Source organism: Nesterenkonia sandarakina (assembly GCF_014138825.1).
Taxonomy (GTDB): domain Bacteria; phylum Actinomycetota; class Actinomycetes; order Actinomycetales; family Micrococcaceae; genus Nesterenkonia; species Nesterenkonia sandarakina.
The window spans coordinates 781378-795320 of record NZ_JACJIH010000001.1 but is presented as its reverse complement, the minus strand read 5'-3'; the positions used below and the strand labels follow the sequence as shown (position 1 = coordinate 795320).

Below are 13943 nucleotides of genomic sequence, written 5' to 3'. Positions count from 1 at the left end.
TTTCACCATCGAGCAAGGACGCTTCAGATGACAGAGAACCCCACCCAGGACCGGATCCCCACTCCCTCCTCCCCGGCGCCGGACATCCTGCGCTGCGCCTATATGGAGCTGATCGTCACCGATCTGCAGCGCTCCCGCGACTTCTACGTCGATGTCCTGGACCTCACGGTCACCGCCGAGGATGAGGACGCGATCTACCTGCGCTCCATGGAGGAGTTCATCCACCACAACCTGGTGCTGCGCCGAGGCGAGACCGCCGCCGTCGCCGCCTTCTCCTACCGGGTGCGCAGCCCTGAGGACCTGGACAAGGCCGAGGCGTTCTACCGCGAGCTCGGCTGCGAGGTCATCCGCAACAGGGAAGGCTTCACCCGCGGGATCGGAGACTCGGTGCGGGTCCAGGACCCGCTGGGCTTCCCCTACGAGTTCTTCCACGACGTGGAGCATGTTGAACGCCTCGCCTGGCGCTATGACCTCTACACCCCCGGCGCGCTGGTCCGGCTGGATCACTTCAACCAGGTAACCCCGGATGTGCCCAAGGCCGTGGCCTATATGGAGGATCTCGGTTTCCGGGTCACCGAGGACATCCAGGATGAGCACGGCACCACCTACGCGGCCTGGATGCGCCGCAAGCCCACCGTGCATGACACCGCGATGACCGGAGGAGCCGGCCCCCGGATGCATCACGTGGCCTTCGCCACCCATGAGAAGCACAACGTGCTCGCGATCTGCGACAAGCTCGGCGCGCTGCGGCTCTCCGATCACATCGAGCGCGGCCCCGGCCGCCACGGCGTCTCCAACGCCTTCTACCTCTACATCCGTGATCCCGACGGGCACCGGATCGAGATCTACACCCAGGACTACTACACCGGAGACCCGGACAACCCCGTGGTGACCTGGGACGTGCACGACAACCAGCGCCGCGACTGGTGGGGCAACCCGGTGGTCCCGTCCTGGTACACCGAAGCCTCCACGGTGCTGGACCTGCACGGGCGCCCGGTGCCCGCGGTGGAGCGCACCGAAAGCTCCGAGATGGACGTGACCATCGGCGCCGACGGCTTCTCCTACACCCGCAAGGACGACGAGGACTCCATGCCCTCCTGGAAACAGGGCGAGTACAAGCTGGGCCACCAGCTCTGAGGCTGCTGAGACCAGAGACCAGGAGATGACGATGCTGACACCAGATGAGATCACCACCATTGCCGATGAGCTCGCCGCCGCCGAGGCGCAGCGGAGCATGATCCCGCTGCTGACCACCCGGTACCCGGAGATGACCATTGAGGACTCCTATGCGGTGCAGAACGAATGGAGACGCCGCGCCGTCGCCTCCGGGCGCCGGCTGGTGGGCCGCAAGATCGGACTCACCTCCAAGGTGATGCAGGTGGCCACCGGGATCACCGAACCCGACTACGGGGCGATCTTCGACGACATGGTCTTCGAGAACGGCTCGGTGATCGACCATGACCGGTTCTCCAACGTCCGGATCGAGGTGGAGCTCGCCTTCAAGCTAGGCAAGCCGCTGAAGGGTCCCGGTATCACGGTGTTCGACGTGCTCGACGCCACCGACTACGTGGTGCCCGCCCTGGAGATCCTCTCCAGTCGGATCGAGATGACCGGGCGGACCATCGTGGACACGATCAGCGACAACGCCGCCATGGGCGGGATGGTCTACGGCGGCAACCCGGTGGCCCCCGGCGCGGTGGACCTGCGCTGGGTCTCCGCGCTGCTCTACCGCAACGAGACCATCGAGGAGTCCGGCGTGGCCGCCGCCGTGCTGAACCATCCCGCCATGGGCGTGGTCTGGCTGACGAACAAGCTCGCCTCCCATGGAGACAGCCTGCAGGCCGGGGAGCTGATCCTCGCCGGATCCTTCACCCGACCGATGTGGGTGGAACGCGGGGACACCGTGACCTGCGACTACGGAGAACTAGGAACCCTGACATGCCGCTTCAACTGAACCCCACCCTGGACCGGGTGCTCGACGCCGCTGACCGCCCGCTGATCGGGGGATGGGTCTGCTCCGGCTCCCCGGTGATGGCCGAGATCATGGCCGGCTCCGGACTGGACCTGGTGCTCATCGATATGGAGCACGCCCCCAACGGGCTGGAGTCCGTGCTCGCCCAGCTCCACGCGCTCAGCGGGTACCCCGTCACCCCGCTGGTGAGAGTCTCATCGGGGGACCCGGTCACCATCAAGCAGGTGCTGGACCTCGGGGTTCAGAACTTGCTGGTCCCGATGATCTCCACCCCCGAGCAGGCTCGCGCGGTCGCCGCCGCCGCTGCCTACCCCCCGGCCGGGCAGCGCGGAATCGGCAACGCGCTGGCTCGCTCGGGTCGGTGGAACCGGGTGCAGAACTATCTTCAGGACGCCGCCTCCCAGGTGAGCGTCTACCTCCAGATCGAGACCGCTGAGGGCGTCGAGAACGCCGAGGCCATCGCGGCGGTGTCCGGGGTCGCGGGGATCTTCGCAGGTCCCAGCGATCTCGCCGCCTCTATGGGGCTGCTGGGTCGCCAGACCCACCCCCGGGTGATCGAGGCCGTGAAGACCACCTTCGCCGCCGCGAAGCGCGCCGGCAAGACCGCTGGAGTCAACGCCTTCGACCCGGCGGCCGCCCGGGACTACCTCGAGGCCGGAGCCGCCTGGGTGCTCGTGGGCGCCGACGTCTCGCTGGTGGCGCGCGGCTCGGAGCAGCTCGCCGCGGACTTCATCCCACGCACCGCAGACTGAGGAGTCATTCATGCAGTTTCACCATCATGGCTACGTCTCACAGAACCCCCGGGTCCAGGCGCCCGCCGGGGTCGGACTCGACCGGCCGCAGGAGCTTCCGGAGCACATGGACGTGCTCATCGTGGGAACCGGCCCGGCCGGGATGATCGCCGCCGCGCAGCTGGCGCAGTTCCCGCAGGTCCATACCCGGATCATCGAGAAGCGGCCGGGTCGGCTCGAGGTCGGGCAGGCCGACGGCATCCAGGCCCGCAGCGTGGAGACCTTCCAGGCTTTCGGCTTCGCCGATGAGATCTCCAATGAGGCGTACCACATCACCGAGATGGCGTTCTGGAAGCCCGACCCGGAGGCACCGCAGAACATCGTGCGCACCGCGCGCCCCGCCGATGACCCGCATGGGATCAGTGAGTTCCCACACCTGATCGTCAACCAGGCGCGGGTCCTGGACTACTTCGGGGAATCCATGGCGAACTCGCCCTCCCGGATGTCCCCCGACTTCGGCTGGGAGTTCCTGGGACTGACCGTGCACGAGTCCGGGGAGCACCCGGTCGAGGTGACCCTGCGCCGCACTGCTGGTGCCGGTGCCGGCTCCACGGCGGGGCCAGGTGCCGAGCGCACCGTCTGGGCGAAGTACGTGCTCGGTGCCGACGGGGCCCGCAGCGGAGTCCGCGCCGCGATCGGTCGTACCCTTCAGGGGGACCGGGCGAATCACGCCTGGGGCGTGATGGATGTCCTGGCCGTCACCGACTTCCCGGACATCCGGCGCAAGTGTGCCATCCAGTCCCGCTCCGGCGGCAGCATCCTGCTGATCCCGCGCGAGGGCGGGCACCTGTTCCGGATGTATGTGGACCTCGGGGAGGTTCAGCCGGGGGAGGGCGCCCAGGTCCGCAAGACCAGCGTGGAGGAGATCGTCGAGAACGCCAACCGGATCATGCACCCCTACACGGTGGAGGTGAAGCACGTGGCTTGGCACAGCGTCTACGAGGTCGGACACCGGGTGACGGACAGGTTCGACGACGTGCCCGCCGAGCTCACTTCTCAGCGCGACCCCCGGGTCTTCATCGCCGGGGACGCCTGTCACACGCACAGCGCGAAGGCCGGCCAGGGTATGAACGTGTCCATGCAGGATGGCTTCAACCTGGGGTGGAAGCTGGGTCAGGTGCTCACCGGTCGCAGCCCCGCCACCTTGCTGAGCACCTACTCCGCGGAGCGTCAGGTCATCGCGCAGAACCTCATCGACTTCGACAAGCAGTGGTCCACCCTGATGGCGCAGAAGCCCGAGGAGATGGAGGATCCCTCCTCGCTGGAGGACTTCTACGTCAAGACCATCGAGTTCCCGGCCGGGTTCATGACCGAGTACACCCCTTCGATGATCACCGGTGAGGCCACCCACCAGGAGCTCGCCACCGGGTACCCGGTGGGCAAACGATTCAAGTCGGCTCTGGTGAACCGGGTCAGCGACGGCAACCCGCTGCAGCTGGGGCACCTGGCGACCGCCGACGGGCGGTGGCGGATCTACGCCTTCGCCGACGCCCCGGCGCCCGGAGCACCGCACACGGCTGAACCTTCGGCGCTGGCGCACTGGGCGCACTGGCTGCACACCGACCCAGCCTCCCCGGTGCGGCGCCACACCCCGCAGGCTCAGGACGAGGACACGCTCTTCGACATCAAGGTCATCTACCAGCAGGCACATGAGAAGTTCGACGTCACCGACGCCCCGCGGGCCTTCCGGCCCACGGTGGGTCCCTTCGGGCTCACCGCCAGGGACCGGATCTTCGGGGTCAACCCGGAACACGACATCTTCGACGAACGCGGGATCAGCCGGGAGGGCTGCGTCGTCGTCGTGCGCCCGGATCAATACGTCGCCCATGTGCTGCCGCTGACCGATACCTCGGCGCTGGCAGACTTCTTCGCCGGAATCTTCCTGGAGGCCACCGATGCACCCTGAGAACACCGCCCAGTCCGCCACTGACAGTCCGGCCGTCCACCCGCCGGAGCACACCGCGGAGCAGCCGGAGCACCCTCACCTGGCGGTGCGCAATCCTGCCACCGGAGCCGTGCTGGACCGGGTCCGTGACCACTCTGCCCAAGAGGCCGCCGCCATGGTCGACGCCGCTCAGGCGGGGTTCCGGACCTGGCGCGCCACCGCGCCGCGGCACCGTTCCGAGGTGCTCATGGCCGCGTATCGGGGGATGCAGGAGCAGGCGGAGCGGCTGCGCGACCTGATCGTCGCCGAGAACGGAAAGTCGAAGGCCGACGCCGCCGCCGAGGTCAGCTACGCCGCGGAGTTCTTCCGCTGGTACGCCGAGGAGGCCGTGCGCACCCCTGGTGAGTACACCGAGGCGCCGGCCGGGGGAGTCCGGAACGTGGTGACCCGGCACCCGGTGGGGGTCGCGGTGCTGATCACCCCATGGAACTTCCCGGCCGCAATGGCGACTCGCAAGATCGGCCCCGCCCTGGCGTCCGGCTGCTCGGTGCTGCTCAAGCCCGCCAGTGAGACCCCGCTGACCGCTTTCGCGATCGCCGAGATCCTCACCGAGGCCGGCGTGCCGGAAGGCGTGGTGCAGGTGGCGGCGTCGAGCTCCGCCAGCCGGGTGGTCACCGCCTGGCTCGCCGATGACCGGGTGCGCAAGCTCTCCTTCACCGGCTCCACCGGCGTCGGGCGGCGGCTGCTGGCCCAATGCGCCGAGCGGGTGGTGAACACCTCCATGGAGCTGGGCGGGAACGCGCCGTTCATCGTGACCGCCGACGCTGACGTCGACGCCGCAGTGGACGGGGCGATGCTCGCGAAGTTCCGCAACGGTGGTCAGGCGTGCACTGCGGCGAACCGCTTCTACGTGCACCAGGAGGTGCTGGGGGAGTTCACCGAGAAGTTCGGCGCCCGGATCGCCGCGCTGCGTGTGGGCGACCCTGCCGACGGCGCCGAGATCGGTCCGGTGATCACCGAGCAGGCGGCCGAGCAGATCCGGGAACTGATCCGTGGTGCCCGGGAACAGGGTGCGGTGATCGCCGCCGAGGCACACCTGCCCCAGGACCTGAACCGGGCGTTTATCGCCCCGACGCTGCTCACCGGGGTGCCCACAGACGCGGAGATCCTCCGCGAGGAGATCTTCGGACCCGTGGCACCCGTGGTGGCGTGGACCGATCTGGATGCCGTGATCGAACTCGCCAACGCCGCAGAGGTCGGGCTTGCCGGCTATGTCTACGCCGGGAGGCTGCAGGCCGCGATGAAGATCGCCGAGCGGCTGGAGGTCGGGATGGTCGGGGTCAATCGCGGAATCGTCTCGGACCCCAGCGCTCCGTTCGGCGGGGTCAAACAGGCCGGGATCGGGCGTGAGGGTGGCAGATTCGGCATGGAGGAGTTCACCGAGGTGCAGTACCTGAGCGTGGACTGGTCCTGATCCGGGCAGGCTCACCGGGGGCTTCACCGCGGAGGGCTGACCAAGGGCTCTGCGAGGGAATCAGCCAAAAACTCAGCCGCGCAGCACCTTTTCCATCTTCTTGCCCCGGGCCATCTCGTCGATGAGCTTGTCCAGGTAGCGGATCTCGCGCATCAGCGGCTCCTCGATCTCCTCCACCCGGACCCCGCAGATCACCCCGGTGATCAGGGAGCGGTTCGGGTTCATCGCCGGGGCCTGGGCAAAGAACCTCTCGAAGTCCACCTCCTCGGCCAGAACCGTCTGCAGCTGCTCCGCAGAGTACCCGGTGAGCCAACAGATGATCTCATCCACTTCGGCCTGGGTATGCCCCTTGCGCTCGGCCTTGGCCACGTAGTGCGGGTAGACGCTGGCGAAACTCATCGTGTAGATGCGGTGCTTGGTCATATCCCAAGCTTCTCACTGCCGAAGCATCCAGTCCCAGCGTTCCTCTCCTGAGCTCGGTGGGACCAATGGCACTACGACCTTGTGTGACCCACGCAGCACAGTGGTTTCGGGCACGCGATTGCGTGCAGCACCGGTCCAAGGTTGGGAGGACGTCGCCGATGCAGACCGCAGCCGTGGCACAGACTGATACCAGTGCCTTGCTCACAGGCGCAGTAGAGGTAGAGCTCAGACGCATCTCCGAGCTCCCCGAAGGGTCTGTGACTGCGCAGGTCCACGACCGCTGCGTGATCCTGCAGGGTGAAGTCGACTGGATCTACCAGCGCGATGCTGCGGAGCTGGCCGCGCGCCGGGCCACCGGAGTGGAATCGGTGCAGAACCTGATTGCCACCGCCGCCCGGACCCCATTGCGCAACGCTGAAGAGCGGCTGCGCAACGCCTGTTTCCGCGACCCCCAGATCGATGCTGACCACGTGGTCGTCACCATCACCGGGCGGATCGCCGTGTTGACCGGCCATGTGGAGTCTCTGGCTGAGAAACGGCAGGCGGGTCTCGCCGCGTGGATCTCCCCAGGTGTGACCGCGATCGAGAACCGTCTCGAGGTACGCCCGTCATGATCTGTGGAGCTTGAGCCTGGGGGAGCGCGTGTGCCTGCGTAGGAATTCCTGAGTGGAACCGTGAGAAGGAGTGCTTCATGAGCAAGCGGGCGAAGAAACGGCTGAGCAAGAAGCAGCACACCAAGAAGCAGTGGAAACAGATGAGCCCTGAACGACGAGCCCTTGCCATGGTGCTCGCTGCGGTGCAGATCTCGCTGGCGGTGACGGCCTGGATCGATCTCGCCCGCCGGCCCGTGCATCAGGTCAACGGCAAGAAGGGTGTCTGGGCGGGCATCATCGGGATCAACTACATCGGCCCGATCGCCTATTTCCTCAAGGGCCGGCGCACTGACTGATCAGCCAGGGATCATCCACTGATCAGCCACCACCGGTTCCCTCTCCGAGTTCCCGTTCCGGATGTGGTCCGAACTGGAAGTGGCGACCGCTGACCTCGGAAGGGATCACCCGAACGTAGTTGTCCTTATAGGTCGGCACCCATGGACGCAGCTGTAGCTGCTCGGCCTCCTCGATCTCAGCGGAGCTATGCAGCCACTGCGCCGTCCCGCGCACCGTGACCGACCAGGCGGTGTCCTCCGAGATCTGATCGGCCTCGAAGAGGACGTCCTCGTTGATGGCGAGCTTGGCGAGCTTCGTCCCCGGTGCCGTGCGGAAGATCAGGCTGCGGTCGGGGGCCGTTGCGTAGTTGATGGGAAAGACATCTGCTCGCTGGCCCAGGACGACGATGAGGCGCCCGAATCGGCCGCGTTCCAGCAGTGCCCAGATCTGATCCTCATCCAGCACAAGGATCGGGTCGCCGTCGGCGTGTTCCAGGATCACGGCGGGTCCCCCTTCAGCGTCCACGGGTCGGGACGACGAGGACCGGGCACACTGCGCGATTGAGCACTGCCTGGCTGACCGAGCCCAGGAGCAGTCCGGAGAAGCCTCCGTGGCCTCGCGTGCCCAGCACCACCAGTGCAGCGGTCCGCGAGGCCTCCGAGAGCACCCCGGCCGGGGAGCCGTCGAAGAACTGCCACCGGACAGCCAGTTCCGGGAACTCCGCAGAGACCCGGTCTGCTGATTGCTGCAGGTGCTCGGTGTAGGGGCGTCGCAGGTTGGGGATCTCGAGATTGTGCTCCACGGTGTTCGGGTACCAGTGTCCCTGCGGGTTCAGCGGGGCCGCAGAGACCAGCGTCAGCGGGTTCTGCAACAAGGAAGCGGCCTGTGCCGCCAGGGTCAGGACCTCTTGGGCTTCGGTCTCGACGTCGATCCCGACGACGATCTCAGAGTCAAAGTTCAGGTCGCGCGTCACATTGGCGAAGTGGCGCCGCTCATGGGACCTCGGGTGCGACTCCTCCACCTGACGCAGCGGCTCCGCCGCACCGGACTTCTCCGAAGGGAGGTCCTGGGCGGGAGCAAGCAGCTCGGTGGAAGACTCGTTGTGCCACTTCTCGGGAACCACCAGGGTGGGGCAGTGAGCGTGCGCGGCCAGCTTGGCTGAGACGCTGCCGAGAACTCGGCCGGCAAAGCGGTTGCGTCCGCGCTTGCCCACCACCACCACCTGGGCGGATCGAGTCTCCGCCAGGAGCTCCGAGCTCGGGTCACCCTGTACGGCTCGGGTGGTGACTGTGACCCCGGATTTCTCCGCTTGCGCGGCATAGCCACGCAGCATCTTGTGCACCTCCTGCACCACGGTCTCGAAGTACTCCTCCATCGTCGGGACGTAGTAGGCGTCGGTCACGACGGGACGAGGAAACGTGCCGACCAGGCGCATCGGAAGCCCTCGCTGCTGGGCGATCCTCAGCCCGGCGCGGAAGGCGCGTTCACTGGCGGCCGAGCCGTCCAGGCCGACCAGGACGCCAGGATCCCGATCGGTGTCTTGCTCATGTGAAGAGTCGTCGTGCGCAGGTGAAGAGTCCATGGCCTCACGGTACGTCCGTTAATCGAGAAATCTAGGGTCTTTAGACCCTGCAGAGAAAACTCTTCAGGATCCAGGTGGGGAAACAGCTTAGAGCAGCTTGGGAATGCTGATGAGTCAAGCCAATCTCGAGCAGGATTGCGGGTGATTCGGTCTCTCTCCGCCAGTCAGAAGGACTTTCGGCCCTTGTCGGGTCGGCAACGGCACCAGAGAGTGAACCGAAAGACCTGGAGGGATCACCATGAAGGCTCTGCAGTATGTGACGATCGGGCAGCCGACGGAAGTGCGCGACGTTCCGACTCCGCAACCGGGCCCTGGTGCGGTGCGGCTGCGCGTCACAGCGGCCGGAGCCTGCCATTCCGACAGCTTCGTGATGGGACTCAGCGACCAGGAGTACGCCGGCTTCGGCTATCCGCTGCCCATGACGCTGGGACATGAGGCGGTCGGCGTCGTCGACGCACTCGGCGAGGGGGCCCTGGGCGTCGAGATCGGTGACGCCGTGGCCGTCTATGGTCCGCAGGGCTGCGGACGTTGCCATAGCTGCGCCCAGGGAGCGGAGAACTACTGCAGCCATGCAGCCGCCCTGGGGATCGTCCCGCCTGGCCTGGGTCGCGACGGCGCGATGGCCGAATACATGATCGTCCCGGATCCGCGCCTGCTGCTCCCACTGGGTGGGCTCGACCCTTCGGCCACGGTGTCCCTGACCGACGCCGGTCTCACCCCGTACCACGCGATCGAGGGTTCCCTGGAGCTGCTGGTCCCCGGCAGCGTGGCGGTGGTGATCGGCGTCGGCGGCCTGGGACACGTCGCAGTCCAGCTGCTGCGCACCCTGACCTCAGCCACCGTGATCGCCCTGGATATCAGCGCATCCAAGCTTGACTTCGCGCGGGAGGTCGGGGCCCATCACGCGTTTCTCTCCGATGACACGGCCGCGGCTCGGGTGGCCGAAGCCGTGGGCCCCGAGCCGGTGGCGGCAGTCTTCGACTTCGTCACCAACGAACCGGTGCTGCAGATCGTGCGTTCGCTCAGCGGTCCCCGCACCGATCTGGTGCTGGTGGGCGCGGGGGCCGTGCAGACCACCGTGGGCCTGCTGGGACAGCCGTTCGGATCCAGGATCCGCGCACCATACTGGGGGTCCCGGCCCGAACTCATGGAGGTCCTCGAACTCGCCCGGACCGGTCAGCTGGCTGTGGAGATCGAACGCTTCTCCTTGGATCAGGCCCCCGAGGCCTACCGCAAGCTTCACGACGGCGACCTGCGTGGTCGCGCTGTGGTGGTTCCCTGATCTGGGGCACCGGAATAGGATCAAGAATGAGGCGGACGAATTCCAACAATGGGGGCCGTCGCTCGCCTCGATGTCGTCAGACCCCCGGTGGAGGTTGGTCATGGACAACGACGCGTACACAGCACCCCGACCTGTCGCATTCGATCCCGCCACCCGTGACCTGGGGGTGCTGGTCGGATTCGACGGGTCCAAACAGTCCTTCCTCGCCCTGCACTACGGTGCCCTCGCCGCGCAGCGCAGCGGGAGGGTGCTCACGGTGGTCAGTGCGTTCAGCGTGCCCGCCCGGATCTACACCACCCTGGCCGCGGTGCCGGAGAAGTCTGAGGCTGAGGTCGCAGTCGCTGCGGCCAAGAAGGTGCTCCTCGAAGCCCGGGAGTATCTCCAGCACTATCCGGGGAAGGTGATCTACCGGACCGAACGCGGAGATGCGGCGGGAGTGCTGGTGGATCTCTCCACCGTGGCGGAGCTGGCGGTGGTCGGTGCCCGGGGTCGAGGAGGCTTCCTGGGGCGAGTGCTGGGTTCGGTCTCCACGGCGCTGCCCGCGCACGCGCACTGCCCCACGGTGGTGGTCACCCGGCAGTACGAGGTGAACGAGTCCGAAGGGGCCGAGCGTTTCACCGCCGGACGTGACCGGCGTCCGGTGGTCGTCGGCATCGACCTTTCGGCGCCGAGTCGGGTCGCAGTGCTCCAGGCGGCGCAGTCGGCGTTGAACCGAAGCGTCACTCTGCACATGCTGCTCGCGCTGCCGTCTCTGGAGGGGTGGCTCGACTGGTACCCCGAGCTGGACTCGACGGATGAGGGCGTCACCGACCGGCGCAAGACGCAGCTGGAGAAGTCCCTGGAAGAGGAGATCCGCTGGGTCAAGACACACTTCCCCGCGCTGGACGTCACCGCGGCGGTGAAGCCCGGTGACCCCGTGGCCCTGCTGGCCAAGCAGACCCGAGAGGCCCAGCTCACCGTGGTGGGCACCAGAGGGCGGGGCGGGTTCACCGGAGCGCTGATGGGCTCGGTCTCCCGCGGTGTGCTGCTGCGCGCAGCCGGACCGGTCATGGTGGTTCCGGACCTGCAGGACAAGCGGCTTCAGGACCAGCCCGCGACCTCCAGGTGAGCTGCCCGCCGTGACTCGCAGGATCATCCTGGTCCGGGCCGTGAACGTCGGTGGCACGGCGAAGCTGCCGATGGCCCAGTGGCGCGCCCTGGCGGAGTCGCTGGGCGCCTCCGAGGTCTCGAGCTATATCGCCTCCGGGAACCTGCTCTGCATCCCGCCGGGCCTGCCTGAGGACTTCGATCGCGCGCTTGAAGCCGCGGTGCAGGTACGGTTCGGCTTCTTCCGCGAGGTGATCAGTCGATCCCATGATGAAGTGCTCGATGCCCTACAGGCCCACCCCTTCGACGTGATCGACCCCCGGTTCTCCTACATCACTTTTCTGCAGGCACCACCGACGCCTGACGCGGTGCAGGCCGCGAGTGCGCTGGAGACCGGCGAGGACCGGTGGCAAGTGATCGGCCGAGAGATGCACCTGCGCTACGCGGAAGGAGCGGGCGCGCCGCAGATGAAGGATCTTGCGATCTCCAGGACGCTGGGGGTGACCGGGACCGCGCGGAACCTCAACACGGTGCGCCGGCTCATCGAGCTGGCGGGTGCCTGACGCGGCCGGTCTCGGCCGTGCCGACTCGATCCCGGCGTGCGCCGTTCCGCCAGGTGGCCTCGAGCTTCCGGGCGGGGTTGACCCGGGGGGAGGGGGCTGCAGGCTCAGAGCCACTCCCGGGAGCGCGCGTAGCGCGCGGCCTCCCGGCGATTCGGCGTCTGGGTCTTCTGCATCGCGTTGGAGAGGTAATTGCGCACCGTGCCTTCGGCCAGGTAGAGCCGACCGGCGATCTCAGCCACAGAAGACCCCTGGAGGGTTTCGCGCAGCACGTCGAGCTCCCGGTCGGTCAGGGGAGAGTCATCAACCACCGCCAGCGCGGAGATGTCCGGGTCGATCCAGCGTTTGCCGGCGTGCAGCGTCTCGATCACCTCGGCGATCAGCGTGGGGTGCGCGGACTTGCTCACGAATCCGCGGACCCCGAGCTTCAGCGCCCGGCGCAGCACCCCGGGACGAGCGTGGCGGGTCAGCATCAGCACCACCTGCTCCTGGTTCTCCGCTTGAATCCGTTCCACCGCGGCGAGACCGTCCATCCCCGGCATCTCCAAGTCGATCACCACCACATCGGGACGATGCTCCAGCACCGCGGCGACGGCGCCCGCCCCGTCAGCGGCCTCGGCCACCACGCTGATCTGGGCCTTCAACGGCAGCAGCGCGGCCAGTGCCGAGCGCAGCAGCGCCTCGTCGTCGACCAGAAGGACTCGGATCACGTCGCGCTCCGCTGCGGTTCTGACTCAGCCTCGGGGGTGAGTGACCCCGCATCCAGGAAGCTGGCGGAGGTGCTGAACGTCCCGGAGGCCTGCTCGACGCGGAGCCGACCTCCGGCGTCGGCGACACGCTGGCGCAGCACCGAGAGCCCGCTGAGCGGTGGCAGTGGGCCTTCCGCCGCGCCGTCGTTGTCCACGACCATCTCGCTCTCGGAGATCCGGATCTGCACCTCGGTGGGATCGGCATGGCGCAGGATATTGGTGGTGGTCTCGCGCAGCACCTGGCCCAGAAGCTCATCCAGACCCGCCCTGATCTGTCCATGCCGACTGATCCGCACCCGGACCCCGACCGCCTCGAGAAGATTCTTCGCGTTCTCCAGCTCGGCGCTGAAGTTCAGCTTGCGCTGGGCGTAGGCGAGGTTCTTGGTCTCTCGGATGGTCTCATCGACCTGGTCGTAGACCTCGCGCAGCTCGACTCGTGCCCGTTCCGGATCCCGCGCCAGCAGCTCTTCGGCCAGGGCCACCTTGAGGTTGACCATGTGCAGGGTGTGCCCCTGGATGTCGTGGAGGTCGCTGGCGAAGCGCATCCGCTCCCGCATGATGCCTAGTTCAGCCTCCGCCTCCTGGGCGGTCTCCAGATCCTGAAGGATCCGCCAGTAGCCCCGCATCATGAGCAGCACGGCGGCCACAAACACGCTCAGCCCGCCCGGCACCAGGACGTATCGGGTGACGTCGATCCAGGTCACGGGTTCACTCAGAAAATAGAGGCAGCCGATCCCAGCGATCACCACCCCGAGTCCGACGATCCAGACCAGCTGTCTCTGGCGTAGCTGGGGTATCAAAACTCCGCTGAGCATCGCGGCTCCGAAGAACGCCACCGGATTCAACGCCAGCACCGCGCAGACGATCCAGACCAGGAACGAGAAGGTGAGCGCCAGGCTGGTGGAGACCGGATGATCCCGCGGGTTCCACTCCAGCAGCACCAGGAACGTGAGGAGGATCCCGAGGCTGAAGCCGATTCCTTCGCGCCACGAGTCTGAGGTCATCGCCACGATCGCCAGAGCCACCGGCGCGATGGCCACCACAGTGGTGAGCACCGTGGCACGGTGCATGCGTCGTTGCGCCTCGACGGAGGTCGATGACATCAGCTCGTTCCTCGCAGTCCGGTCTTATGAGTTCTCATGGTCCTTCATCTTCTCGGATCCGGCTGCCGCCCGGCAGTGACAAAACGTCATGGTCGCTGCTGACAATC

15 protein-coding genes are annotated in these 13943 nt (G+C 67.1%); 10 read left to right on the top strand and 5 right to left on the bottom strand.

Annotated features, from left to right (window positions below; genetic code table 11):
• Positions 1 to 27 precede the first annotated feature (27 nt).
• From hpaD to HNR24_RS03560, 5 genes are read left to right on the top strand one after another with little or no spacing between them, the layout of a single operon-like run.
• A complete protein-coding gene (gene hpaD / locus HNR24_RS03580; protein ID WP_083504946.1) occupies positions 28 to 1137 on the top strand; it encodes a 3,4-dihydroxyphenylacetate 2,3-dioxygenase in 1110 nt (369 codons plus the stop codon).
• Between the two features lie 31 nt (positions 1138 to 1168).
• Entirely contained in the window at positions 1169 to 1954 is a 786-nt protein-coding gene (gene hpaH, locus HNR24_RS03575; protein ID WP_058889247.1) for a 2-oxo-hept-4-ene-1,7-dioate hydratase, read from the top strand.
• The gene (locus HNR24_RS03570) at positions 1939 to 2724 is read left to right on the top strand and encodes an HpcH/HpaI aldolase family protein (RefSeq protein WP_058889246.1); all 786 of its coding nucleotides are present in this window, start codon (positions 1939 to 1941) and stop codon (positions 2722 to 2724) included. The genes hpaH and HNR24_RS03570 overlap by 16 nt, the downstream gene beginning before the upstream one ends.
• 10 nt (positions 2725 to 2734) lie before the next feature.
• On the top strand, positions 2735 to 4669 hold the full coding sequence (locus HNR24_RS03565; protein ID WP_182495032.1) for an FAD-binding monooxygenase: 1935 nt from the start codon (positions 2735 to 2737) through the stop codon (positions 4667 to 4669).
• A complete protein-coding gene (locus tag HNR24_RS03560) occupies positions 4659 to 6122 on the top strand; it encodes an NAD-dependent succinate-semialdehyde dehydrogenase (RefSeq protein ID WP_182495031.1) in 1464 nt (487 codons plus the stop codon). Before HNR24_RS03565 ends, HNR24_RS03560 begins: the two co-directional genes overlap by 11 nt.
• A 72-nt stretch (positions 6123 to 6194) precedes the next feature.
• Here HNR24_RS03560 and HNR24_RS03555 read toward each other — a convergent pair whose 3' ends face one another.
• Positions 6195 to 6545: a DUF2200 domain-containing protein gene (locus HNR24_RS03555; protein WP_182495030.1), complete on the bottom strand. Its 351-nt coding sequence runs from the start codon at positions 6543 to 6545 to the stop codon at positions 6195 to 6197.
• 173 nt (positions 6546 to 6718) lie between these two features.
• Here HNR24_RS03555 and HNR24_RS03550 point away from each other — a divergent pair, with 173 nt between their 5' ends.
• Together HNR24_RS03550 and HNR24_RS03545 are read left to right on the top strand one after the other, a co-directional pair.
• Complete coding sequence (locus tag HNR24_RS03550; RefSeq protein WP_182495029.1) at positions 6719 to 7159, top strand: BON domain-containing protein; 441 nt, start codon at positions 6719 to 6721, stop codon at positions 7157 to 7159.
• Positions 7160 to 7236: 77 nt separating this feature from the next.
• Positions 7237 to 7494, top strand: coding sequence for a PLD nuclease N-terminal domain-containing protein (locus HNR24_RS03545; protein ID WP_182495028.1), 258 nt, complete (start codon positions 7237 to 7239; stop codon positions 7492 to 7494).
• A gap of 22 nt (positions 7495 to 7516) precedes the next feature.
• On the opposite strand, the gene HNR24_RS03540 is transcribed toward HNR24_RS03545, so the two are convergent.
• A complete protein-coding gene (locus HNR24_RS03540) occupies positions 7517 to 7999 on the bottom strand; it encodes a pyridoxamine 5'-phosphate oxidase family protein (protein ID WP_310735380.1) in 483 nt (160 codons plus the stop codon).
• Complete coding sequence (locus tag HNR24_RS03535; protein ID WP_220477151.1) at positions 7989 to 9056, bottom strand: universal stress protein; 1068 nt, start codon at positions 9054 to 9056, stop codon at positions 7989 to 7991. Before HNR24_RS03535 ends, HNR24_RS03540 begins: the two co-directional genes overlap by 11 nt.
• A 238-nt stretch (positions 9057 to 9294) precedes the next feature.
• Here HNR24_RS03535 and HNR24_RS03530 point away from each other — a divergent pair, with 238 nt between their 5' ends.
• The 3 genes from HNR24_RS03530 (at position 9295) to HNR24_RS03520 (ending at position 11987) form a co-directional block, all read left to right on the top strand.
• Positions 9295 to 10338, top strand: a complete 1044-nt coding sequence (locus tag HNR24_RS03530; protein ID WP_182495027.1) for an NAD(P)-dependent alcohol dehydrogenase — start codon at positions 9295 to 9297, stop codon at positions 10336 to 10338.
• A 100-nt stretch (positions 10339 to 10438) separates the two neighbouring features.
• Positions 10439 to 11446, top strand: coding sequence for a universal stress protein (locus tag HNR24_RS03525; RefSeq protein WP_182495026.1), 1008 nt, complete (start codon positions 10439 to 10441; stop codon positions 11444 to 11446).
• Between the two features lie 10 nt (positions 11447 to 11456).
• Positions 11457 to 11987 (top strand): DUF1697 domain-containing protein, encoded by a 531-nt coding sequence (locus HNR24_RS03520; protein ID WP_182495025.1) that lies wholly within the window; start codon positions 11457 to 11459, stop codon positions 11985 to 11987.
• 104 nt (positions 11988 to 12091) lie between these two features.
• On the opposite strand, the gene HNR24_RS03515 is transcribed toward HNR24_RS03520, so the two are convergent.
• A complete protein-coding gene (locus HNR24_RS03515; protein ID WP_182495024.1) occupies positions 12092 to 12694 on the bottom strand; it encodes a response regulator transcription factor in 603 nt (200 codons plus the stop codon).
• The gene (locus HNR24_RS03510; protein WP_182495023.1) at positions 12691 to 13836 is read right to left on the bottom strand and encodes a sensor histidine kinase; all 1146 of its coding nucleotides are present in this window, start codon (positions 13834 to 13836) and stop codon (positions 12691 to 12693) included. Before HNR24_RS03510 ends, HNR24_RS03515 begins: the two co-directional genes overlap by 4 nt.
• Positions 13837 to 13943: the final 107 nt, after the last annotated feature.

Excerpts from the sequence above, each read along its gene's own strand:
- hpaD (WP_083504946.1), top strand. The coding sequence starts at position 28 with ATGACAGAGAACCCCACCCAGGACCGGATCCCCACTCCCTCCTCCCCG.
- hpaH (WP_058889247.1), top strand. The coding sequence starts at position 1,169 with ATGCTGACACCAGATGAGATCACCACCATTGCCGATGAGCTCGCCGCC.
- HNR24_RS03570 (WP_058889246.1), top strand. The coding sequence starts at position 1,939 with ATGCCGCTTCAACTGAACCCCACCCTGGACCGGGTGCTCGACGCCGCT.
- HNR24_RS03565 (WP_182495032.1), top strand. The coding sequence starts at position 2,735 with ATGCAGTTTCACCATCATGGCTACGTCTCACAGAACCCCCGGGTCCAG.
- HNR24_RS03560 (WP_182495031.1), top strand. The coding sequence starts at position 4,659 with ATGCACCCTGAGAACACCGCCCAGTCCGCCACTGACAGTCCGGCCGTC.
- HNR24_RS03555 (WP_182495030.1), bottom strand. The coding sequence starts at position 6,545 with ATGACCAAGCACCGCATCTACACGATGAGTTTCGCCAGCGTCTACCCG.
- HNR24_RS03545 (WP_182495028.1), top strand. The coding sequence starts at position 7,237 with ATGAGCAAGCGGGCGAAGAAACGGCTGAGCAAGAAGCAGCACACCAAG.
- HNR24_RS03535 (WP_220477151.1), bottom strand. The coding sequence starts at position 9,056 with ATGGACTCTTCACCTGCGCACGACGACTCTTCACATGAGCAAGACACC.
- HNR24_RS03530 (WP_182495027.1), top strand. The coding sequence starts at position 9,295 with ATGAAGGCTCTGCAGTATGTGACGATCGGGCAGCCGACGGAAGTGCGC.
- HNR24_RS03525 (WP_182495026.1), top strand. The coding sequence starts at position 10,439 with ATGGACAACGACGCGTACACAGCACCCCGACCTGTCGCATTCGATCCC.
- HNR24_RS03510 (WP_182495023.1), bottom strand. The coding sequence starts at position 13,836 with ATGTCATCGACCTCCGTCGAGGCGCAACGACGCATGCACCGTGCCACG.